This window comes from Pseudomonas sp. ZL2, assembly GCF_054788455.1.
On sequence record NZ_JBGOGX010000004.1, the window covers coordinates 146324 to 169187 of the forward strand.

A 22864-nucleotide genomic window follows, 5' to 3' on the forward strand; every position below is an offset into this window, starting at 1 on the left:
CTGGTATTCAGATAAGCATGGCCCTACTGCAGATCGCCGAACCCGGTCAGAGCCCTCAGCCGCACCAGCGTCGCCTGGCGGTGGGTATTGACCTAGGTACCACCAATTCCCTGGTTGCTGCCCTGCGCAGCGGCCGCAGCGAGCCCCTGCCGGATGCCCAAGGCCGGGTTATCCTGCCGTCCGCCGTGCGCTATCACGCCGACCACATCGACGTCGGCCAGCTCGCCCGCGACGCCGCCTCCAGCGACCCGCTCAACACTGTGCTGTCGGTCAAGCGCCTGATGGGCCGTGGCCTTGCAGACGTCAAGCAGCTGGGCGAGCAGTTGCCGTACCGCTTTGTCGGCGGTGAGTCGCATATGCCGTTCATCGACACTGTCCAGGGGCCGAAAAGCCCGGTGGAAGTCTCGGCCGATATCCTCAAGGTGCTGCGCCAGCGCGCCGAAGAGACCCTCGGCGGCGAGCTGGTTGGTGCGGTGATCACCGTGCCGGCCTATTTCGACGACGCCCAGCGCCAGGCCACCAAGGACGCCGCGCGTCTGGCCGGCCTCAACGTATTGCGCCTGCTCAACGAGCCGACCGCCGCCGCGGTGGCCTATGGCCTGGACCAGAATGCCGAAGGCCTGGTGGCCATCTATGACCTGGGTGGCGGTACCTTCGATATCTCGATCCTGCGCCTGACGGGCGGGGTCTTTGAAGTGCTGGCCACCGGTGGCGACAGCGCCCTGGGCGGCGACGACTTCGACCACGCTATCGCCAACTGGATCGTCGAGCAGGCCGGCCTGTCCTCGGACCTCGATCCGGGTGCCCAGCGCCAGTTGCTGCAAACCGCCTGCGCGGCCAAAGAGGCCCTGACTGACGCTGATTCGGTGACGGTTGCCCATGGCAGCTGGCAGGCCGAGCTGACCCGGGGCGCCTTTGATGCCCTGATCGAGCCGATGGTCGCCCGCAGCCTCAAGGCCTGCCGCCGTGCCGTGCGTGACAGCGGCGTCGAGCTCGACGAGGTCGCCGCAGTGGTAATGGTCGGTGGTTCGACCCGCGTGCCGCGTGTGCGCGAGGCTGTAGGCGCGCTGTTTGGCCGTACCCCGCTGACCGAAATCGACCCGGACCAGGTGGTCGCCATCGGCGCCGCTATCCAGGCCGATACCCTGGCCGGTAACCGCCGTGATGGTGGCGAATTGCTGCTTCTTGACGTGATTCCGCTGTCCCTGGGCCTGGAAACCATGGGTGGGCTGATGGAGAAGGTGATTCCGCGCAACACCACCATCCCGGTTGCCCGCGCCCAGGAATTCACCACCTACAAAGATGGTCAGTCGGCCATGATGATTCACGTGCTGCAAGGCGAGCGTGAACTGATCAGTGACTGCCGCTCCCTGGCGCGCTTCGAACTGCGTGGCATTCCGGCGATGGTCGCCGGTGCGGCGAAGATCCGCGTGACCTTCCAGGTCGATGCCGACGGCCTGCTCAGCGTTTCGGCGCGCGAGCTGGGTTCGGGCGTCGAATCGAGCATCCAGGTCAAGCCGTCCTACGGCCTGACCGACGGCGAAATCGCCCGCATGCTCAAGGATTCCTTCGAACATGCCGGTTTCGACAAGGTGGCGCGCCAGTTGCGCGAACACCAGGTCGACGCCGAGCGCCTGCTCGAAGCGGTGCAGGGCGCCCTGGACGCCGATGGCGAGCGCCTGCTGGACGCCGAAGAGCGCCTGGCGATCGAGCAACAGATGCAAGACTTGCGTGATTTGATCAACGGCACCGATGGCGCGGCCATCGAGCAACAGACCAAGCGTCTGTCGCAGGTGACCGATGCCTTTGCCGCCCGTCGCCTTGATTCGACGGTAAAAGCCGCTTTGGCCGGGCGCAACCTGAATGAGATCGAGGAATAACTGATGCCGCAGGTGATTTTTCTGCCCCACGAGAAGTTCTGCCCGGAAGGGCTGGTGGTGGAGGTGGCGCCAGGAACCAACATCCTGGAACTGGCCCACGAGCACCACATCGAGATGGAAAGCGCCTGTGGTGGTGTGTGTGCCTGCACCACCTGCCATTGCATCGTGCGTGAAGGCTTCGATTCGCTCGAGGAAGCCGACGAACTCGAAGAAGACATGCTCGACAAGGCCTGGGGCCTGGAGCGTCAGTCGCGCCTGGCCTGCCAGGTGATCGTTGGTGAGGAAGACCTGACCATCGAGATTCCGAAGTACACGATCAACCTGGCCGCCGAAGCGCCGCACTGATTCAGGGAGCCATCATGAGTCTGAAATGGGTTGATGTACTTGAAATTGCAATCCAGCTTGCCGAAAGCAAGCCGGAAGTCGATCCTCGTTATGTGAACTTCGTCGATCTGCACCAGTGGGTGCTGGCATTGCCGGAATTCAGTGACGATCCGCAGCGTGGCGGCGAGAAGGTTCTCGAAGCCATCCAGGCGGCCTGGATCGAAGAAGCCGACTGAGCGCGCTCGGCAGGTTAGGCAATCCCTTGGAACCCGCGTATAATTCGCGGGTTTAATTTTTCGCTTCACTCAACGTTTCTGGAGTTTCACCATGGCTGTTCAACGTACTTTCTCCATCATCAAGCCTGACGCAGTTGCTAAAAACGTGATCGGCGAGATCACCACCCGTTTCGAAAAAGCCGGCCTGCGCGTCGTTGCCTCGAAGCTCAAGCAACTGTCCAAAGCCGAAGCCGAAGGCTTCTACGCTGAGCACAAAGAGCGCGGTTTCTTCGGTGACCTGGTTGCCTTCATGATCTCCGGCCCTGTTGTTGTTCAGGTACTGGAAGGCGAAAACGCCATCGCTCTGAACCGTGAGCTGATGGGCGCTACCAACCCTAAAGAAGCTGCTGCCGGCACCATCCGCGCCGACTTCGCCGAGTCCATCGACGCCAACGCCGTTCACGGTTCGGACTCCGAAGCCGCTGCTGCTCGCGAAATCTCGTACTTCTTCGCAGCTACCGAGGTAACCACTCGCTAAGCGAAAGCTTACGGGTGAGGGTGAATCCATGACGACATCGACTGGCAAAACTAACCTGTTGGGGCTAACCCAGCCGGAAATGGAAAAATTCTTCGACTCTATCGGGGAGAAGCGTTTCCGTGCCGGTCAGGTAATGAAATGGATTCACCACTTTGGCGTCGATGATTTCGACGCCATGACGAATGTCGGCAAGGCCTTGCGCGAAAAGCTCAAGGCTGTTGCCGAGATTCGCGGTCCGGAAGTGGTCAGCGAGGACATCTCCAGCGACGGCACCCGTAAATGGGTGGTGCGCGTGGCGTCCGGCAGCTGCGTCGAGACCGTGTACATCCCCCAGGGCAAGCGTGGCACATTGTGTGTCTCGTCCCAGGCCGGTTGCGCCCTGGACTGCAGTTTCTGCTCCACCGGCAAGCAAGGATTCAACAGCAACCTCACCGCCGCCGAAGTGATCGGCCAGGTGTGGATTGCCAACAAGTCGTTCGGCAGCGTGCCGGCCACCATCGATCGCGCCATCACCAACGTGGTGATGATGGGCATGGGTGAGCCATTGCTGAACTTCGACAACGTGGTCGCCGCCATGCACCTGATGATGGACGACCTCGGCTACGGCATTTCCAAGCGCCGGGTGACCCTGTCCACCTCCGGCGTGGTACCGATGATCGAAGAGCTGGCCAAGCACATCGACGTCTCCCTGGCCCTGTCGCTGCACGCGCCGAACGATGCGCTGCGCAACGAACTGGTGCCGATCAACAAGAAGTACCCGCTCAAGGTCCTGCTCGAAGCGTGCATGAACTACATGTCGCAACTGGGCGAAAAGCGCGTACTGACCATTGAGTACACCCTGCTCAAGGACGTCAACGACAAGCTCGAACACGCCGTGGAAATGGCCGAGCTGCTCAAGAACGTACCGTGCAAGATCAACTTGATCCCGTTCAACCCGTTCCCGCATTCCGGTTACGAGCGGCCGAGCAACAATGCCATCCGCCGCTTCCAGGACCACCTGCATCACGCCGGTTACAACGTCACGGTGCGTACCACCCGTGGTGAAGACATCGACGCCGCTTGCGGTCAGCTGGTTGGCCAGGTGATGGACCGTACCCGCCGCAGCGAGCGCTATATCGCCGTGCGTCAGTTGAACGCCGACGGTGAAGTGCAAGAAAGCGCCGCGCGCAACTGAAGAGAGGACCTCCATGACCCTGCGCTTCGCGCTGTCGATCCTGGCGCTCGCCCTGCTTGCAGGTTGCGTGTCCGGCGGGAGTTCGGACGCGCTGGGCAGTCGTGAAGGTCGCGAACAGGCGCGACAGGCCTATGTGCAGTTGGGCCTGGGTTATTTGCAACAAGGTTTGACCGAGCAGGCCAAAGCGCCGCTGAAAAAAGCCCTCGACCTCGATAGCCAGGATGCCGCAGCCAATGCGGCCCTGGCTTTGGTGTTTCAGGCCGAAGACGAGCCGGAACTGGCCGAGGCGCACTTTCGCAAGGCCCTGGCCAGCCGCCCGGACGACAGCCGAATTCGCAACAATTACGGCAGTTTCCTTTATGCTCGTGGGCAATACGCCCAGGCGCAGCAGATGTTTGCCCAAGCGGCGGCCGATACCCTGTATCCTGAACGCTCCCGGGTGTTCGAGAACCTCGGCCTGACCGCGCTCAGGCTGGGACAGCGCGCCGAAGCGCAGGAATACCTGGTAAAAGCTTTGCGACTCAACCAGCAGCAGCCGCGCGCGTTGCTGGAAATGGCTGAGTTGTCTTACGAAGACAGGCATTATGTGCCGGCCCGTGACTACTACGATCGTTTCAGCCAGCTGAGCGACCACAGTGCCCGCAGCCTGCTGCTGGGCAGTCGCCTGGCCAGCGTCTTCGAAGAACGGAACAAGGCCAGCGAACTGGGCCTGCAATTACAACGACTTTATCCCGGTACGCCGGAATATCAGCAATACCTGTCGGAGCAATGATGAAAGCGGCGCATCCCGAAGCAGCAGCAGCGACTCGCGAAAATCCCGGTGAAATCCTGCGTCAGGCCCGCGAGAGCAGGGACTGGTCCCAGGTCGAAGTGGCCCGCAAGCTCAACCTCACCGTGAGTTCCCTGAACAATCTTGAAGCCGGCGCCTTCGACAAGCTGCCGGGGCATACCTTTGCCCGTGGCTACATCCGCGCCTATGCCAAGCTGCTGGACATGGACCAGGCCGCCCTGGTGCAAGCCTTCGACCAGTGCACCGGCACCCACGCCCAGGGCAGCGACGTGCACGCCCTTGGCCGCATCGAAGAGCCGGTGCGCCTGTCCCACAACATCCTGCGTATCGTCAGCCTGGTGCTGCTGGTGGTCGTGATCGGTGGCGGCTTCTTCTGGTGGCAGGACCAGACCAGCCTGCGTGGCAAGGACCTGGCCAACATGGCCCTGGAACACGTCGAAGTCGAAAGCGCCGACGGCACCACCCAGATTCACCCGCTGGACGAGCCTGAAGACCAGGCAGTGACCGCTGGTCAGCAACCGGAAAGCACTACCCTGAACCTCGAGCAGGCCCCGGCGCCAACCGAGCAAGTGGCCGCCGCACCGGCTGAGCAAGCACCGCTCAGCCCGGTTGCCGCACCTGTTGCCCCTGCCGCCCCTGCTGTCAGCACTGCGGTAACACCAGTGGCCCCGGCGACCCCGGTTGTACCTGCGCCAGCGCCGGCGGCGCCGGTGGTCAACAGTGCAGTTGCCGCAGTGCCAACGGCTCCTGCTGTTGCCGCTCCAGCCCCGGCCGGTAGCGGCCAGCTGCACATGCAATTCAACGCCGATTGCTGGACTTCGGTCACCGATGGCAACGGCAAGCTGCTGTTCAGCGCCATCAAGCGCAAGGGCGACAGCCTGGACCTGACCGGCAAGCCGCCGTTTTCGGTACGCCTGGGCTTTGCCCGCGGCGTGCAGGTCAGCTACAACGGCCAGCCTGTCGACGTTGCGCCGTTCACCAGTGGCGAGACCGCTCGCCTGAAGTTGGGACAATAAGTCATGCACGGCGAATCTCCGATCAAACGTCGCGAATCCCGGAAAATCTGGGTAGGTAATGTGCCTGTTGGCGGCGATGCTCCCATCGCGGTCCAGAGCATGACCAACACCGACACCAATGACGTGGCCGCGACCGTCGCGCAGATCAACCGCCTGGTCGATGCCGGCGTCGACATCGTGCGCGTCTCGGTACCGGACATGGACGCTGCCGAGGCCTTCGGCAAGATCAAGCAACAGGTCAGCGTACCGTTGGTCGCCGACATCCATTTCGACTACCGCATCGCCCTGCGCGTAGCCGAGCTGGGCGTTGACTGCCTGCGCATCAACCCGGGCAACATCGGTCGTGAAGACCGCGTGCGTGCGGTGGTCGATGCCGCCCGCGACCGCGGTATCCCGATCCGTATCGGCGTCAACGCCGGTTCCCTGGAAAAAGACCTGCAGAAAAAGTACGGCGAGCCGACCCCGGCGGCGCTGGTCGAATCGGCCATGCGTCACGTCGAGCACCTCGACCGCCTGGATTTCCAGGATTTCAAGGTCAGCGTCAAGGCCTCCGACGTGTTCATGGCCGTCGAAGCCTACCGCCTGCTGGCCAAGCAGATCATCCAGCCACTGCACCTGGGCATCACCGAAGCCGGCGGCCTGCGCTCGGGCACGGTGAAATCCGCCGTGGGCCTCGGTATGCTGCTCGCCGACGGGATTGGCGATACTATTCGCATTTCGCTGGCAGCTGACCCGGTCGAAGAGGTCAAGGTCGGCTACGACATCCTCAAGTCCCTGCACCTGCGTTCGCGTGGCATCAACTTCATCGCCTGCCCGAGCTGCTCGCGGCAGAACTTCGATGTGGTCAAGACCATGAACGAGCTGGAAGGGCGCCTGGAAGACCTGCTGGTACCGCTGGACGTCGCCGTTATCGGTTGCGTGGTGAACGGCCCGGGCGAGGCCAAGGAAGCCCATGTGGGGCTCACCGGTGGCACGCCGAACCTGATCTACATCGACGGCAAGCCTGCGCAGAAGCTGACCAATGACAACCTGGTCGATGAGCTGGAAAAGCTCATCCGCCAGAAAGCGGCTGAAAAAGCCGAGGCCGACGCGGCGCTGATCGCCCGTGGCTGACTGACACAGAATTGTTAAGGGATTTTCCGTGAGCAAATCGCTGCAAGCCATTCGTGGCATGAACGACATCCTGCCCGAGCAGACGCCGCTGTGGCGTTATTTCGAGAACACCGTCGCCGGCCTGCTGGATACCTATGGCTATCGCCAGATCCGTACGCCGATCGTCGAGTTCACCGAGCTGTTCAAGCGCTCGATCGGTGAAGTCACCGACATCGTCGAAAAAGAGATGTACACCTTCGATGATCGTAACGGTGACTCCCTGACCCTGCGCCCGGAAGGCACCGCCGCCTGCGTGCGCGCTGTGCTCGAACACGGCATCACCGGTAGTGGCCAGGTGCAGAAGCTCTGGTACATCGGCCAGATGTTCCGCCACGAGCGCCCACAAAAAGGCCGTTATCGCCAGTTCAACCAGATTGGTGTCGAAGTCTTCAACCTCGACGGTCCGGACATCGACGCCGAGCTGATCATGCTGACCTGGCGCCTCTGGGGCCAGCTGGGCATCCGTGACGCGGTCAAGCTCGAGCTCAACAGCCTGGGCACCAGCGAAGCCCGTGCCCGCTACCGTGACGCGCTGGTCGAGTTCCTCTCGGCGCGCCTGGAGCAACTGGACGAAGACAGCCAGCGCCGCCTGAAAAGCAACCCGCTGCGCATCCTCGACAGCAAGGACAGCAACACCCAGGCAGTGCTGGTCGGCGCGCCGAAGCTCGAAGACTACCTGGACGATGAGTCCCGCGTGCACTTCGACGGCCTGAAAGCACGCCTGGATGCCGCCGGCATTCCGTTCGTGATCAACACCAAGCTGGTGCGTGGCCTGGACTACTACAGCAAGACCGTTTTCGAATGGGTCACCGACAAGCTCGGCTCCCAGGGCACCGTGTGTGCCGGTGGCCGCTACGACGGCCTGGTCGAGCAGATGGGCGGCAAGCCGACCCCGGGCGTTGGTTTCGCCATGGGTATCGAGCGTCTGATCCTGCTGCTGGAAACCCTCGAGCAGGTGCCGGAGTCGATCAACCGTCAGGTTGACGTCTACCTGTGCGCCTTCGGCGAGCAGGCCGAACTGGCTGGTCTGACCCTGAGCGAGCGCCTGCGTGACCGTCTGCCGAACCTGCGCCTGCAGGTCAACGCCGGTGCTGGCAGCTTCAAGAGCCAGTTCAAGAAGGCCGACAAGAGCAACGCGCTGTTCGCCTTGATCCTGGGGGACGACGAACTGGCGCAACAAGTGGTAGGTTTCAAACCCCTGCGCGGTCAGGGCGAACAACAAAACATTGCCTGGGATGCTCTGGCAGAGCACCTGGAAGCCTCGCTCGCGCAGGCGTGAGGCGAGTCAACAGCCGATTTGGTGAAAAGGAGTATTGGGGTGTCGAGTACCGATGATGAACAACTGGTCGCGATGAAGGACTGGTGGGACCGCAATGGCAAGCCGCTGGTAACCGGTGGCCTGCTGGCGCTGGTCGTGGTGTTCGGCTGGCAAGCCTGGCAGAAATACCAGACCAACCAGTCGCAAGGCGCCTCGAACCTCTACCAGGCCCTGCTGGAGACTACCCTGACGCCAAGCGGCGAGCCTGACGCGGCCAAGGTCGCCGAGCTGTCCGGCAAGCTCAAGAACGAATTCGGCGGCTCGGCCTATGCCCAGTACGCCAGCCTGTTCGTGGCCAAGGTTGCGGTCGAGAGCGGTAAGCTCGATGACGCCGCTGCCGAGCTCAAGCTGGTGATGGACAAGCCGGCCGACGCGACCCTGGGTGAAATCGCCCGTCAGCGCCTGGCCCGTGTCCTGGCCGCGCAGAAGAAGGTCGACGAAGCGCTGAAGCTGCTTGAAGGCGATGCCGACAAGGCGTTCCTGGCCAGCCGTGAAGAGCTCAAGGGCGACCTGCTGGTGCAACTGGGCCGCGCTGGCGATGCCCATGCCGCTTACGAAAAAGCCAAGGCTGCGCTGTCTGACGACGCCGCGATCGGTGGCCTGCAACTCAAGCTCGACGACCTGGCCAAAGGGGATGCGTGACGTGATCGGTTGGAAACATGCAGCAGTGCTGACCCTGGCCCTTCTGGCCGTGGGTTGCAGCAGCAACAGCAAAAAGGAATTGCCACCGGCCGAACTCACCAAGTTCACCGAAGAAGTGGTCTTGAAGAAGCAGTGGAGCCGCTCGATCGGTGATGGTCAGGGCGAATCCTTCAACATGCTGGTTCCGGCGATCGAAAATGACCGCATCTACGCCGCCGATGTAACCGGCGTGGTGATGGCGCTGGATCGCAACAACGGCGACGTGGCCTGGAAGAAGGACCTCGAACTGCCGGTTTCCGGCGCCGTTGGCGTCGGTTACGGCATGGTCATGCTCGGCACCCTCAAGGGCGAAGTGATTGCCCTGGATGCCAGCACCGGTGAAGAACGCTGGCGCTCGCGCGTTACCAGTGAAGTGCTGGCGCCGCCGGCCACCAACGGTGACGTGGTGGTGGTGCAAACCCAGGACGACCGCGTTATTGGCCTGGACGCCAGCACTGGCGACCGCCGCTGGATCTACGAAAGCACCCCGGCGGTACTCACCCTGCGTGGTACCGGCGCACCGATCGTGACCAACCGTCTGGCCGTTGCCGGCCTGTCGACCGGTAAGGTGGTTGCCCTCGACACCCAGAACGGCGTGCCGGTCTGGGAGCAGCGCGTGGCCATCCCGCAAGGTCGCTCGGAGCTTGACCGGGTCGTGGATATCGACGGTGGCCTGCTGCTGTCCGGCGGTACCCTGTACGTTTCCAGCTACCAGGGTCGCGCCGCCGGCCTGGACCTGGAGAGCGGCCGGGTACTGTGGCAGCGTGATGCTTCCAGCTACACCGGTGTGGCCCAGGGCTTCGGTAACGTCTACGTGAGCCTGGCTTCGGGCACCGTGGAAGGCATCGACGAGCGTTCGTCCAGCGCCCTGTGGAGCAACGACTCGCTGGCACGCCGCCAGTTGTCGGCGCCGGAAGTGTTCTCCAGCTACGTAGCGGTGGGTGACCTGGAGGGTTACCTGCACCTGCTCAGCCAGGTCGATGGTCGTTTCGTCGGTCGTGAGCGTATCGACAGCGATGGCCTGCGCGCCCGTCCGCTGGTGGTGGGTGACACCATCTATGTGTACGGCAACAGCGGCAAGCTCGAGGCGCTGACCATCCGCTGAGGCTATGCTTGAGGCCATGCCGGCCTCGGGCTGCGGCACTTTGGGTGCCGCTCGAACTCCGGCCGCTGCAGTGCAGCGGCCTTTGTATTTTCTGAATTTACGCAGTGGAGAGCCGAATGGTTCCCGTAATCGCCCTGGTGGGCCGACCGAACGTCGGTAAATCCACCATGTTCAACCGCCTGACCAGGACCCGCGACGCTATCGTCGGCGACCTGTCCGGGCTGACCCGAGACCGCCAGTACGGTGAAGCGCGCTGGCAAGGCCGTTCGTACATCCTGGTCGACACCGGTGGTATTTCCGGTGACGAGCAAGGCATGGACGAGAAAATGGCCGAGCAGTCGCTGCTGGCCATCGAAGAAGCCGATGTGGTCTTGTTCCTGGTGGATGCCCGTGCCGGCCTGACCGCCGCCGACCAGATGATTTCCGAGCACTTGCGCAAGCGCAACAAGCGCTCGTTCCTGGTTGCCAACAAGATCGACAACATCGATCCGCTGGCCGCCATCGCCGAATTCTCGCCACTGGGCATGGGTAACGCCATTGGTGTTGCCGGCGCCCAGGGCCGTGGCGTCAACAACCTGCTGGAAGCCGTGCTGAGCGACTTCCCGCGGGACAAGGACGAGGAAGAAATCGACACCGACGTCGCCGAAGGCGAGGAAGCGGTGCGTATTCCTGGCCCGAGCGAAAAAGACGGGATCAAGATCGCCATCATCGGCCGGCCGAACGTCGGCAAGTCGACCCTGGTCAACCGCATGCTCGGTGAAGAGCGGGTCATCGTCTATGACCAGCCCGGCACCACCCGCGACAGTATCTACATTCCCTTCGAGCGTAACGAAGAGAAGTACACCCTGATCGACACCGCCGGGGTGCGCAAGCGCGGCAAGATCCACGAAGAGGTCGAGAAGTTCTCCGTGGTCAAGACCCTGCAGGCGATCAAGGACGCCAACGTGGTGATCTTCGTCATGGACGCCCGCGAAGGCGTGGTTGACCATGACCTGAACCTGCTGGGCTTTGCCCTGGAAGCCGGTCGCGCCATCGTCATCGCCCTGAACAAGTGGGACGGCATGCAGCCGGGCGAGCGCGACTACGTGAAGACCGAGCTGGAACGCCGGCTGTTCTTCGTCGACTTCGCCGACATCCACTTCATTTCGGCGCTGCACGGCACCGGCGTGGGCAACCTGTACCAGTCGGTGCAGAACTCGTTCAAGTCGGCGGTCACCCGCTGGCCGACCAGCCGCCTGACCCAGATCCTCGAAGACGCGGTCAGCGAGCATCAGCCGCCGATGGTCAACAGCCGCCGGATCAAGCTGCGCTATGCCCACCTCGGTGGCGCCAACCCGCCGATCATCGTGATCCACGGCAACCAGGTCGAGAAGGTACCCAAGTCCTATTCGCGTTACCTGGAAAACACCTACCGCCGCGTGCTCAAGCTGGTCGGTACGCCGATCCGCATCGAGTACAAGGGCAGTGACAACCCGTACGAAGGCAACAAGAACACCTTGACCGACCGCCAGGTCAACAAGAAGCGTCGCTTGATGTCGCACCACAAGAAAGCCGAGAAGAAGCGTAAAGACAAACGCTAACAAGCATCACGGGTCAAGCCCGCTCCTGCTCTGTGGGAGCGGGCTTGACCCGCGATTGGCCTGCGACTGCTACAACCTTTTTCCTGACCGATCAATCCGCTATGCTCGGTCTCAGACCGCGCCGCCTCGAGCCGGATAGTGATGCAGGAAAGAGGGCTCCATGATCAGTAGCAAGTTGCCGAACGTCGGCACGACCATCTTTACCACCATGTCCCAGCTCGCCGCGCAAACCGGCGCCTTGAACCTGTCCCAGGGTTTCCCCGATTTCAACGGCCCGCAAGCACTGCTCGATGCGGTCGGCCGGCATGTCAGTGCCGGACATAACCAGTACAGCCCGATGACCGGCTTGCCGGCCTTGCGCCAACAGGTGGCGAACAAGATCGCCCGCAGCTATGGCGTCAGCGTCGATGCCGAGCATGAAGTCACCATCACCCCCGGTGCCACCGAAGCGATCTTCTGTGCTATCCATGCGGTAATCCGCACGGGCGATGAGGTCATCGTCTTCGACCCCAGTTACGACAGCTATGAGCCTTCGGTGGAACTGGCGGGCGGGCGCTGCGTGCATGTCCAGCTCACTGACGGTGAGTTTGCCATCGACTGGCAGAAGCTCACCGACGCCCTCAGCCCACGCACACGGATGATCATCCTCAACTCGCCGCACAACCCCAGCGGCGCGTTGATCAGCCGCGATGACCTGGACAAGCTGGCGCGGCTGATCGCCGAGCGTGATATCTATCTGATCAGCGACGAAGTCTACGAGCACCTGGTGTTCGACGGCGTGCAGCACGCCAGCGTGCTGGCCCATGAAGCGCTGTACCCGCGCGCCTTCGTGGTCAGCTCGTTTGGCAAGACCTACCACGTCACCGGCTGGAAAACCGGTTATGTGGTGGCGCCACCGGCCCTCAGCGCCGAGCTGCGCAAGGTCCACCAGTACGTCAACTTCTGCGGCGTGACGCCGCTGCAATGGGCGCTGGCTGATTTCATGGCGGCGCACCCCGAGCATGTCGAAGAGCTGCCGGCCTTCTACCAGGCCAAGCGCGACCTGTTTTGCGAATTGCTGACGTCTTCGCGCTTTCAGTTCAAACCCACGCCGGGGACTTATTTCCAGTTGGTGGATTATTCGCAGATTCGCCCGGACTTGAACGACGTTGACATGTCGCTGTGGCTGACCCGTGAACACGGCGTGGCGACCATTCCGGTGTCGGTGTTCTACCAGCAACCCATCCCCGAGCAGCGCCTGGTGCGCCTGTGCTTTGCCAAACGCGAGGAGACGCTGCGTCAGGCAGCGGAAAAACTATGCGCGATCTGAGTAGCCTGCCCAACCTGAACATCGCGTTGGTGCAGACCAGCCTGGTCTGGCAGGACCGCCTGGCCAACTATGAGCATTTCGAAACCCTGCTGGAGCAGGCCCGCGGCGCTGACCTGATCATCCTCCCGGAGATGTTCACCACCGGCTTTTCCATGGACTCCGAAAGCCTGGCCGAGCCCGAGAACGGACCGACCTACAAGTGGCTCAAGAGCCAGGCCAAGAAGCTCGATGCCGTGGTCACCGGCAGCGTGATCATCCAGGCCGCCGACGGCAGCCACCGCAACCGCCTGCTGTGGGCACGGCCCGATGGCGAGATCCTGTTCTACGACAAGCGCCACCTGTTTCGCATGGCCGGTGAGCACAAGCACTACACGCCGGGCGAGCGCCAGGTGCAGTTCGAGCTCAAGGGCTGGCGGGTAAGGCCGTTGATCTGCTACGACCTGCGTTTCCCGGTGTGGAGTCGCGATGCCCAGGACACCGATTTGCTGCTGTACACCGCCAACTGGCCAGCAGCCCGTCGCCAGCACTGGAACCGCCTGTTGCCGGCGCGGGGTATCGAGAACCTGTGTTATGTGGCGGCGGTGAACCGCGTGGGTACAGACGGCAAGGGCTTTGCCTATACCGGTGACAGCCAGGTGCTGGACTTCCAGGGGGAGAGCCTGCTGAGCGCAGGCGAGGCGGACGGGGTGTTTACCGTCGTACTGAGTGCGGCAGACCTGGCGGCCTATCGCACGCGGTTTCCGGCTAATCTGGATGCCGACACGTTCGATCTGCATTGACCGCCATCGCAAGCCCGCTCCCCGCGGTGGGAGCGGGCTTGACCCGCGATGAGGTCCTGAAGGCTAGTACACATCCCGCCGATAGCGCCCCAGCTCGATCAGCCGTTCAACCTCGGCAGCCCCCAGCACCTCGTTCAGCACCTCATCGACGCCACTGGCCATGCCCTGCAAACTGCCGCAGATGTAGATCGATGCGCCCTGATCCAGCCAGCGCCGCAGCTCGGTTGCCTGTTCGCGCAAACGGTCCTGCACATAGACCTTGTGGCTCTGATCGCGAGAGAAGGCCAGGTCCAGCCGCGCCAGATCACCGCTGCGCTGCCAGCCCTGCAGTTCATCCCCACACAGGAAGTCGTAAGCCTGGTTACGCTCGCCAAACAGCAGCCAGTTACGCTGTTCGCCGGCCACGATGCGGCCCTTGAGCAGGCTGCGCAACCCGGCAAGCCCGGTACCGTTGCCGATCAGGAGCATCGGCGTTGCCGGCGCCGGCAGGTGGAAACCACTGTTACGACGCAAACGCAGGCTGACGCTGTTTTCCACAGGCAGATGCTCGGTCAGCCACCCCGAGCCAAGGCCGAGGCTGCCATCGGCATGGCGCTCCTGACGCACGATCAGCTCCAGCACGCCATCGCTGGCGATCGAGGCAATCGAATATTCCCGAGCGGCCAGCGGGATCAGCGCATCGACCAGGGCCTGGGCGTGCAGGCCGACCAGGTGCTCGCGGCTTTTCGGCAACTGGCGGCTGGCCAGGGCTTGCAGCAGGCTCTCTTGCAGGCCTTCGACCTGCACGGCTGTTTCGCCTTCAAGCCCCAGGCCCTTGAGGAACTGCTCAAGGCTCCGGGCGCTGTTGCGCGGCAGGATCTCCACCAGGTCACCGGCCTCCCATTGCGCGGGTCGCTCAGGCGTGAGGCCAAGCAGATAGACTGCCGAGCCCTGGCTACCCGGGTTCATCAGTTGGCGACTGACCAACGTCCAGTTAGCGAACTCGGGTGCCTGCCAGGCGGCGGGCGGCGTACTGCCGGTCAGCTGTGCCAGCTGTTGTTGCCAGTGTTGCAGGGCCTTTGGATCGGCGCTGTCGACTTCAACCGGGGCGAACGCCGTCGTCGCCCCGCGCTCGCCTAGCCAGGCCTGCAAGCGCCGGGAAAAGCCGCAGAAGTGCGGGTACTGGCGGTCACCCAAGGCCAGCAGGGCATAGTTCAAGTTGCCCAGGGCCCAAGGTTGGCCAAGTACCTTGCGTTCGAAGCCACGCGCGCTGTCGGGGGCTTCACCGTCACCAAAGGTACTGACCACGAACAGCGCCTGGCGGGCCTGGTTAAGGTCCTGCTCGGTAAGCTCGGCCAGCGGCCGTACCTGTACCGGCAAACCTGCGGCCTGCAGTTGCCCGGCACTCTGCCAGGCGAGTTGCTCGGCAAAGCCGCTCTGGCTGGCAAAACCCACCAGCCAGCCGCCGTCTTGCCCGTTCGATGGCACCAGATTGCCCCGTGCTGCACGCACCTGACGTTTCTTGCGCCGCCGATCGAGGTACAGCAGCCAGCCGGTGACGAAGAACAGCGGCATGGTCAGGCTGGCGATGGTCACCACAATTCGCCCGGTCAGGCCGAAGTAGCTGCCCACGTGCAGGGCATAGACGCTGGCCAGCAGTTGCGCCTTGAACGACTTGTCGGCATAGCGCTCGTTGTTCTTTACCTGGCCGTTGGCCGGGTCGATGCTCAGGGTGTTGAGCGCGCGTTCGTGTTCGGCGCCTTCAAGCAAATAGAAGATCATTGCCGGTTGCCCGCCAACTGGCGGCAGGCGCAGGTTGTAGCTGCTCATGCTAGGGCCGGCAGCTGCTTGCAGGTTGCTCCAGATGGCCTCGTAGTCGACCACCAGCGGCTTGACGTCTTTACCTGGCGCACCACCCGGGCGGCCGCCGCGGCCCTCGCCACGCTTGTGTTGCTGGCCGGCGGCGGGGCCATCGGCGAGCAGTTTGTTCAAGCCTTCACGGTACCACTCGTAGCTCCAGAACAGGCCGGTGAGGGCAAACAGCAGGTAGAACAACAGGCACCAGGTGCCGGCCACAGCGTGCAGGTCCCAGTTGAAGGCGCGGCCCTTTTTCGCCCAGTCCAGGGTCAGCCAGGTCCGCCAGTTCAGCGCTTTGCGTGGCCAACGCAGGTACAGGCCGGAGAGACAGAAGAAAATCAGCATCAGGGTACAGGCACCGGTGATCTGCCGGCCGCTATCACCCATGGCCAGGAAGCGGTGCAACTGCAGCATCAGGTCGAAAAAGCCCTGACCGGCTACCTCGCCCTGCAGCTTACCGGTGTACGGGTCGGCATAGCGCAACAAACCGCGACGCTCGCCGGGAGGAGGGGTGAAGAAAACCCGCGCGGCCCTGTCACTGCGGGGCTGGACCCAGAGCATGGCAACCTTGTCGCCTTGTTCGGCCTCGATCCTGCGCACCAGCTCAGGCATCGGCAGCACGCCTTCCTGGCGCACCTCGACGGTGAGCACCTGGGGATTGAACAGCTCCAACAGTTCATCCTGGAATGACCAGATGGCGCCGGTAATACCCATCAGGGCCAGCACCAGACCTGCGGTGATACCGAAGAACCAGTGCAGTTGAAACAGGGATTTCTTCACCACATCAATCACCTTGTCGTGCCGCAAATGCGAATGCGACGCACATTATGCCTTGATACACAAAAGCCCCGGTCACCTAAATGAACGGGGCTTGCTGCTCGCACGAATCAGAAGTGGAAGTTCGCGCTCATCAGAGCGGTACGTCCGGGAGCGACGTGTGCGTAATGAGTTTGGAACACCTGATCGAAGTAGCGTTTGTCCGTCAGGTTTTGCAGGTTGAGCTGCAGATCCACATTCTTCGTCAGACGGTAGGTCGCCATTGCGTCGTACCGCCAGTACGAAGGCACCTCGACCGAGTTGGCTTCATCGCCGAAGCGTGAATCGACAAAGGTCGCGCCAGCACCAACGGTCAGTTGTGGCACAACATCGTAGGTCGACCAGAAGGTGAAGTTGTTCCGCGGCGTGCTTGGCATATGGTTGCCTTTGTTGGCCGCGGTGGTGGTCTTGACGATCTCGCTCTCCATGTAGGTGTAGCCGCCGTAGACCTTCCACTTGCGGGTCAAGTTACCGGAGTACGTCAGTTCCAGACCCTGGACGCGTTGCTCGCCATCGAGCACCTGGTAAGTCGCGTTGTCCGGGTCGGTGACCCGCGCGTTGGTTTTGTCAGTACGGAACAATGCTGCGGTCAACGACAAGTTTTCGTCGAAGAAGTCCCATTTGGTACCCAGCTCGTAATTTCGATTGCGCTCCGGCTCGAGGTCGGCGTTGTTGAGCGCAAGTTCCAGTCCGCCGTTGCCGCTGGTTTCACCCGTCGGGTTGCTGGATGTCGACCAGGCCGCATAGATACTGCCGTTTGCTGCCGGCTTGTAGACAACACCCAACTGATAGTTCCACAGGTGGGCATTGTTCTCGCGCGAGAAGCTGCCCGCCGGGCTGGCGCGTCCGCCGGTACTGTAGCCGCTGGATTTGGTCTGGTAGTCGTCATAACGCAGGCCCAGGTTAACCGACCACTGATCGTTGAGCGTCAGCGTATCGAACACGTAAGCCGCACTGGTTTTGGTATCGGTGTCGGTAAATGCCGGGCTGTCGGTGATCGAACCCGACCAGTTGTCGTCCGGTGACGGGTCGTAGAGGCTGGTGCAGTCACCGGAGGCCAGCAGGGCAGGGTTGCAGGTAGTGCCGGTGCCGGCATCCGAAGTCACGACATAGCCACGGTTGTGGGTATCGGCGTAGGTAAACTCAAGGCCGGTCACCAGGCTGTGTTCGATGAAACCGGTGTTGAACCTGGCACTCAGGTCGGTCTGGTTGACCCAGCCTTTGGTGGTCGAGTTGCGGTTTTTGGTCGAACGATAGACCTGGCCATTGGCGACGTTGCCCTTGCTGTCGTCAGGGTTGGTAACGATGTAATCCAGCGTGGAGCGCGACATACGGAAACTGTTGGACAGGGTCAGGTTATCGTTCAGGTCGTGTTCGATTCTGATGGTGCCACTGTCGTTGGTGGTCTTGCGGTAGTCGCGTCCGTTCAAGCCGTAGAAGTTGTCACGGTCAACATGTGCGGGTTTGTCGACATTGTATTTGCTACGGTCCGCGCTGCGAGTCAGCGGAATGCCGTAGTCAGGCATGTCATCGGTGTTCAGGTGGTAGTAGCCAACCGTTACGCGGGTATCGGTGCCCAGGCCAAAGGCAAAGGAAGGCGCCACGCCCCAACGGCTGACATCAACATCGTCGCGGCCGGCGACGTTGGCTTCATGTTTCATCAGGTTCAGGCGGAACGCCGATGTGTCGGTCAGTTGCTTGTTCAGGTCCAGGGTTGTGCGCTTGGTCTGGTCAGAACCCCAAGTGAAACCACCATTGTAAGCGTCACCCAACCGGGCGGTTTTGCTCACCAGGTTGAGGCTACCACCTGTGGAGCCTGCTCCGGTAAAGGCTGAGCCTGGACCTTTGCTTACTTCTACCGATTCGACGTTAAAAATCTCCCGGCTCTGCGAAGCAACGTCGCGCATGCCATCGACGAAAACGTCACTTTCGGCATTGAAGCCGCGAATGATCGGACGGTCACCTGCCGGGTTACCGCCTTCACCGGCGCCGAAGGTAATACCAGGGGTGGTACGCAAGGCATCTACCAAGCTGGTGGCGCCAGTGTCGCGGATAACCTGTTGGGGGATGACCGTCACGCTCTTGGGGGTTTCACGCAGTGGGGCCGTGTACTTTTTTGAAGTCGCGGTGTCGGTCTTGTAGCTGGTTTCATCCTGGACACCCTCAATACTGGTCGCGTCCAGAGAAACAACGTTCTCGCTGGCCGGGGCGGGATCTGCCGCGTGAGCCATCTGCGAAGCAGATGTAGCGGTAATCGCTACACCGATGGCGGAGGCAAGCAAACGTGGTGAACTGACAGCGGTTGGCACGTAGTGACGCGGCATGGTGGTCCCCTTCCCCAGATTTTAGGCCGCGAAATATAATGTAAACAAATATGAGTAACAATTGAGAAGAATTGCTATTTGTGCTGAATTTACAATCTTTACATTTTGTAACTGGCGGTTTTTTCCTGCTGAAACGTCCCACCCGCCGAAAGGGCTTGTAGAGAGTCAATGGGAATCAATACCATTGGCATCCTTTCACCTTCAGGTGCCCGAGCCATGCTGCTACCTATTACCGGCCTGTTTTCCACCGAGGAGGTTCAGCGCATTCGTGAGGCGCTGGAGCAAACCGAATGGGCCGACGGCAAGATCACCGCGGGTTACCAGTCGGCCAAGGCCAAGCACAACTTGCAGTTGCCGGAAGGCCATCCGCTGGCCAAGGAGATTGGCACGGCCTTGATCGAACGTCTGTGGCAGCACCCGCAGTTCATGTCGGCGGCCTTGCCGCACAAAGTCTTTCCACCGTTGATCAACTGTTACCGAGAGGGCGGCAATTTCGGCTTCCATATCGACAACGCCCTGCGCCAGCCCCGCGGTAGCCAGGAGCGAGTGCGTACCGACCTGTCGTCGACGCTGTTCCTGAGCAACCCCGAGGACTACGACGGCGGTGAACTGGTGATCCAGGACACCTACGGCGTGCAACAGGTGAAACTGGCGGCGGGGGATCTGGTGCTGTACCCGGGAACCAGCCTGCACAAGGTCAACCCGGTGACCCGTGGCGCGCGCTATGCGGCGTTTTTCTGGACCCAGAGCCTGGTGCGCGAAGACAGTCAGCGCGCGTTGCTGTTCGAGATGGATAACGCCATCCAGCAACTGGGCGCCGATGTACCCGATCACCCGGCACTGATCCAGCTGACCGGCACCTACCACAACCTGTTGCGCCGCTGGGTCGAGGTCTGAGCCATGACCTTTGCTTTGCGCAACCGCCAGGAACTGGACAGCGAACAGTTCGCCCAGATGCTCGAACACAGCCCGGGCAAAGCTGCCCAGGCATTGCTGGCCGCCGCAGGGCAGGACATCGTCGAGGCGCAGTTGCTGCTCGGGCAGATCCTTCTCGACGGGCGTGGCATCGAGAAAGACCCGGCCCTGGCCCGGCGCTGGTTTGCCATCGCCGCCAACCGTGGCAGCGCCATGGCGCACAACATGCTCGGGCGTTGCCTGGAGCATGGCTGGGGTGGCGATGCTGATGTCGTCAGGGCCGCGCAACATTATCGTCAGGCTGCGCAGGCCGGGTTGGACTGGGGGATGTACAACCTGGCCAACTTGCTGGCTACCGGGCGTGGCGTAGTGCAGGACCATGAAGGCGCATTCGCGCTGTATCTGCAGGCTAGCGACGCGGGGCATGCCAAGTCGATGAACCTGTTGGGGCGATACCTGGAGCAGGGGCTCGTCTGTCGTGTCGATCACGTACTGGCGAACCAGTGGTATCAGCGCTCTGCGCAAGCCGGGGATTTTCGCGGGCAGTTCAGCTACGCGGGCGTGCTGGCTGAAGCCGGCGATATCGACGGTGCGCTGTACTGGCTGGAACAGGCGTTGCTGGCGGGCAATGCCAACTTCTTGCGGGCCAGTGTGCCGAGCCTTGAGCAGGCAATGCAGCCTCGCCTGCGGGCAATGGCGCAGCCGTATGCACAGCGCCTGGCACAACTGGACGGAGTGCATGCTTGATGACTGCGGGTTTCCCCTTGGAGGGCGACGCTTGCCGCCGCCCTCGTTCAGGCGTTACAGGTAGTAGGCTTTCAACGGCGGGAAACCGTTGAATTCCACCGCGCTGTAGCTGGTGGTGTAGGCACCGGTCGACAGCCAGTACAGGCGGTCACCGATTGCCAGGTTCAGCGGCAGGCCGTACTTGTAGTGCTCATACATGATGTCGGCGCTGTCGCAGGTGGGGCCTGCGATCACCACTTCTTCCATCTCGCCTTTCTTCTCGGTCCAGATCGGGAACTTGATGGACTCGTCCATGGTTTCGATCAGGCCGGAGAACTTGCCCACGTCGGTGTATACCCAGCGCTCGACAGCGGTACGCGATTTACGCGCCACCAGCACCACTTCACTGACCAGGATGCCGGCGTTGGCGATCAGCGAACGGCCTGGCTCGAGGATGATTTCCGGCAGGTCGTCACCGAAGTCTTCCTTGAGGAAGCGGATGATCTCTTCGGCATAGGTTTCCAGGCTGTTGGTACGGGTGATGTAGTTGGCCGGGAAGCCGCCACCCATGTTGATCAGCTTGAGTTCGATGCCGTCTTCTTCTTTCAGGCGCTCGAAGATCACCTTAACCTTGGCAATCGCCGCGTCCCAGACGCTGATGTCGCGCTGTTGCGAGCCAACGTGGAACGACACGCCGTAAGGCACCAGGCCCAGGTCGCGGGCGAGGATCAGCAGGTCCATGGCCATGTCGGTCTGGCAGCCGAACTTGCGCGACAGTGGCCAGTCGGCGGTGGTCGAGCCTTCAGTGAGGATGCGCACATAGACTTTCGAACCCGGCGCGGCCTTGGCGATGTTGCGCAGGTCGGCTTCGGAGTCGGTGGCGTACAGGCGCACGCCCTTCTCGTAGAAGTAGCGAATGTCCTTGGATTTCTTGATGGTGTTGCCGTAGCTGATGCGATCGGCGCTGACACCGCGGCCCATCACTTTGTCCAGCTCGTAGATCGAGGCGATGTCGAAGCTCGAGCCCTTTTCCTTGAGCAGGTCGATGATCTCCACGGCCGGGTTGGCCTTGACCGCGTAGTAGACCTTGGCGAATTCGAAACCGGCGCGCAGGTCATCATAGGCCTGGCTGATCATCTGGGTGTCGATGAGCACGAACGGGGTTTCTTGCTTGTCGGCGAAGGCCTTCATTTTCTGGAAGGTATCGCGCGCGAAGTAGTCTTCGACCTGAATCGACATGCTTAGGGACTCCATGGGCAAACTGAAAAAATAAGTGGCTGCAACTGAACGTCCTCCGTATCCCCACTTTGGTTCGCCTACTTCCCAAGGCATGTCGCCGAAAGCAAAAAGGTCAACCGTGCGTGATAAAGCGAGCTACGGGTGACCTTGCTGTCTCGTCGTCAGTACTTGAGCCGGATGGATCGTTTCCAGCATGGACGTTCGGCGCGAACTTTAGGACCTGAGGGGCTCGAGATCAACAAAAAATGTCGCGTTTTTGCACACGTCCGTCGCCCCGGGGCGGCCAGCCACTTTGTTACCGACCCAGGTAAACAGTAGATGTTCAATTTGATGGCAAAAGCGTTAAAAATACCGGTATACGCCGGGATCTACCGTAGAACACGCAAATGGATGCAATAGTCGAAGTTGGTGGCGAAAGTGCGGTAAATATCGGTCATTTGGGGGCGCAGCGACGCTCAAGCGCAGCGTGCGATTAATCGGCGGCCGTTCATATTTTTTTCCGCCCTGACAGCCGGTCGGTTACACACTTTTTCGCGGATTTTTTTCCTGTCCGGCGCTTCGTCGGCCGCGGTGATCTTCGATTGCCGGTCTTAATAAGAAACATTACTATTCGCGCCATTCCTACTCGCCTGTGAAGACCGGTGCATCGTGTCGCGACACAAAGGCTTTCTCGACCACTACCATGAGCTGATCGGTACCTGGACGCGCAAACTGCGCAGTCGTCAGCAGGCCGAAGACCTGGCGCATGATGCATTTGTGCGGGTACTGGAAAGCGACCAGGCCGGGGTCGAGCAACCGCGGGCTTATCTGCACCAGACTGCGCGCAACATTGCCGTGGACGGCTACCGTCGCGAAGACCGTCGCCAGGCCCTGGAGCAGGATGCTTTCGAGCTCGGCAGTGATGCCAGCGGTGATCCGGAGGCCTACATGAATGCCGTGGAACTGGCCGACAGCGTCGAGCGTGCCCTGGCCGAGTTGCCCCTCAACTGCCGGCGGGTGTTCATCTGGCAGAAGCTCGAAGGCCTGACCCAGGCCGAGATCGCCGAGCGCATGGGCTTGACCAAGAACATGGTCGAAAAGTATATGATCCGCACGCTCCGGCATCTGCGTGAGCACCTGGATGTGTCGACGAGATGAGTCAGGCGAA

Annotated in this window: 20 protein-coding genes; 17 read left to right on the forward strand and 3 right to left on the reverse strand. The window is 61.7% G+C overall.

Going from position 1 to position 22864, the window contains the following annotated elements:
- Positions 1-17 precede the first annotated feature (17 nt).
- The 14 genes from hscA to ABM562_RS06715 all read left to right on the forward strand — a co-directional run bounded on the left by hscA (position 18) and on the right by ABM562_RS06715 (position 13861).
- Positions 18-1880 (forward strand): Fe-S protein assembly chaperone HscA, encoded by a 1863-nt coding sequence (hscA, locus tag ABM562_RS06650; protein ID WP_233674470.1) that lies wholly within the window; start codon positions 18-20, stop codon positions 1878-1880.
- A 3-nt stretch (positions 1881-1883) separates the two neighbouring features.
- On the forward strand, positions 1884-2225 hold the full coding sequence (gene fdx, locus ABM562_RS06655; RefSeq protein ID WP_115088639.1) for an ISC system 2Fe-2S type ferredoxin: 342 nt from the start codon (positions 1884-1886) through the stop codon (positions 2223-2225).
- A gap of 14 nt (positions 2226-2239) precedes the next feature.
- Positions 2240-2440 carry a Fe-S cluster assembly protein IscX gene (iscX, locus tag ABM562_RS06660; protein WP_028942766.1) on the forward strand — a complete coding sequence of 67 codons (201 nt, stop codon included), beginning with the start codon at positions 2240-2242 and terminating at the stop codon, positions 2438-2440.
- Between the two features lie 91 nt (positions 2441-2531).
- On the forward strand, positions 2532-2957 hold the full coding sequence (ndk, locus tag ABM562_RS06665; RefSeq protein ID WP_007964426.1) for a nucleoside-diphosphate kinase: 426 nt from the start codon (positions 2532-2534) through the stop codon (positions 2955-2957).
- A 28-nt stretch (positions 2958-2985) separates the two neighbouring features.
- Positions 2986-4131, forward strand: a complete 1146-nt coding sequence (rlmN, locus tag ABM562_RS06670) for a dual-specificity RNA methyltransferase RlmN (RefSeq protein ID WP_038997019.1) — start codon at positions 2986-2988, stop codon at positions 4129-4131.
- Between the two features lie 13 nt (positions 4132-4144).
- Complete coding sequence (gene pilW, locus ABM562_RS06675) at positions 4145-4903, forward strand: type IV pilus biogenesis/stability protein PilW (RefSeq protein WP_134064207.1); 759 nt, start codon at positions 4145-4147, stop codon at positions 4901-4903.
- Complete coding sequence (locus tag ABM562_RS06680) at positions 4903-5937, forward strand: RodZ domain-containing protein (protein WP_460421222.1); 1035 nt, start codon at positions 4903-4905, stop codon at positions 5935-5937. The genes pilW and ABM562_RS06680 overlap by 1 nt, the downstream gene beginning before the upstream one ends.
- A gap of 3 nt (positions 5938-5940) precedes the next feature.
- Entirely contained in the window at positions 5941-7050 is a 1110-nt protein-coding gene (ispG, locus tag ABM562_RS06685) for a flavodoxin-dependent (E)-4-hydroxy-3-methylbut-2-enyl-diphosphate synthase (RefSeq protein ID WP_115088636.1), read from the forward strand.
- 28 nt (positions 7051-7078) lie between these two features.
- A complete protein-coding gene (gene hisS, locus ABM562_RS06690; protein ID WP_115088635.1) occupies positions 7079-8368 on the forward strand; it encodes a histidine--tRNA ligase in 1290 nt (429 codons plus the stop codon).
- A 72-nt stretch (positions 8369-8440) separates the two neighbouring features.
- Entirely contained in the window at positions 8441-9049 is a 609-nt protein-coding gene (locus ABM562_RS06695; protein WP_176470444.1) for a tetratricopeptide repeat protein, read from the forward strand.
- A complete protein-coding gene (gene bamB, locus ABM562_RS06700; RefSeq protein WP_115088634.1) occupies positions 9042-10193 on the forward strand; it encodes an outer membrane protein assembly factor BamB in 1152 nt (383 codons plus the stop codon). Before ABM562_RS06695 ends, bamB begins: the two co-directional genes overlap by 8 nt.
- 116 nt (positions 10194-10309) lie before the next feature.
- On the forward strand, positions 10310-11773 hold the full coding sequence (der, locus tag ABM562_RS06705) for a ribosome biogenesis GTPase Der (RefSeq protein ID WP_115088633.1): 1464 nt from the start codon (positions 10310-10312) through the stop codon (positions 11771-11773).
- 160 nt (positions 11774-11933) lie between these two features.
- Positions 11934-13082, forward strand: a complete 1149-nt coding sequence (locus ABM562_RS06710) for a pyridoxal phosphate-dependent aminotransferase (protein ID WP_460421225.1) — start codon at positions 11934-11936, stop codon at positions 13080-13082.
- Positions 13070-13861, forward strand: a complete 792-nt coding sequence (locus tag ABM562_RS06715; protein ID WP_115088631.1) for an amidohydrolase — start codon at positions 13070-13072, stop codon at positions 13859-13861. Before ABM562_RS06710 ends, ABM562_RS06715 begins: the two co-directional genes overlap by 13 nt.
- A gap of 63 nt (positions 13862-13924) precedes the next feature.
- On the opposite strand, the gene ABM562_RS06720 is transcribed toward ABM562_RS06715, so the two are convergent.
- Both ABM562_RS06720 and ABM562_RS06725 read right to left on the reverse strand, forming a co-directional pair.
- Positions 13925-16480 carry a PepSY domain-containing protein gene (locus tag ABM562_RS06720; protein ID WP_134064201.1) on the reverse strand — a complete coding sequence of 852 codons (2556 nt, stop codon included), beginning with the start codon at positions 16478-16480 and terminating at the stop codon, positions 13925-13927.
- A gap of 104 nt (positions 16481-16584) precedes the next feature.
- Positions 16585-18837 carry a TonB-dependent receptor gene (locus tag ABM562_RS06725; protein WP_115088630.1) on the reverse strand — a complete coding sequence of 751 codons (2253 nt, stop codon included), beginning with the start codon at positions 18835-18837 and terminating at the stop codon, positions 16585-16587.
- 216 nt (positions 18838-19053) lie between these two features.
- Between ABM562_RS06725 and ABM562_RS06730 the strand changes: the two genes are divergently transcribed.
- Together ABM562_RS06730 and ABM562_RS06735 are read left to right on the forward strand one after the other, a co-directional pair.
- Positions 19054-19734, forward strand: coding sequence for a Fe2+-dependent dioxygenase (locus tag ABM562_RS06730; RefSeq protein WP_460421228.1), 681 nt, complete (start codon positions 19054-19056; stop codon positions 19732-19734).
- Positions 19735-19737: 3 nt separating this feature from the next.
- On the forward strand, positions 19738-20499 hold the full coding sequence (locus ABM562_RS06735; RefSeq protein WP_115088628.1) for a tetratricopeptide repeat protein: 762 nt from the start codon (positions 19738-19740) through the stop codon (positions 20497-20499).
- Between the two features lie 54 nt (positions 20500-20553).
- On the opposite strand, the gene ABM562_RS06740 is transcribed toward ABM562_RS06735, so the two are convergent.
- Entirely contained in the window at positions 20554-21717 is a 1164-nt protein-coding gene (locus tag ABM562_RS06740; RefSeq protein ID WP_036993923.1) for a type III PLP-dependent enzyme, read from the reverse strand.
- A gap of 648 nt (positions 21718-22365) precedes the next feature.
- On the opposite strand from ABM562_RS06740, the gene ABM562_RS06745 reads away from it, so the two are divergent.
- Complete coding sequence (locus tag ABM562_RS06745; RefSeq protein WP_115088627.1) at positions 22366-22854, forward strand: sigma-70 family RNA polymerase sigma factor; 489 nt, start codon at positions 22366-22368, stop codon at positions 22852-22854.
- Positions 22855-22864 lie beyond the last annotated feature (10 nt).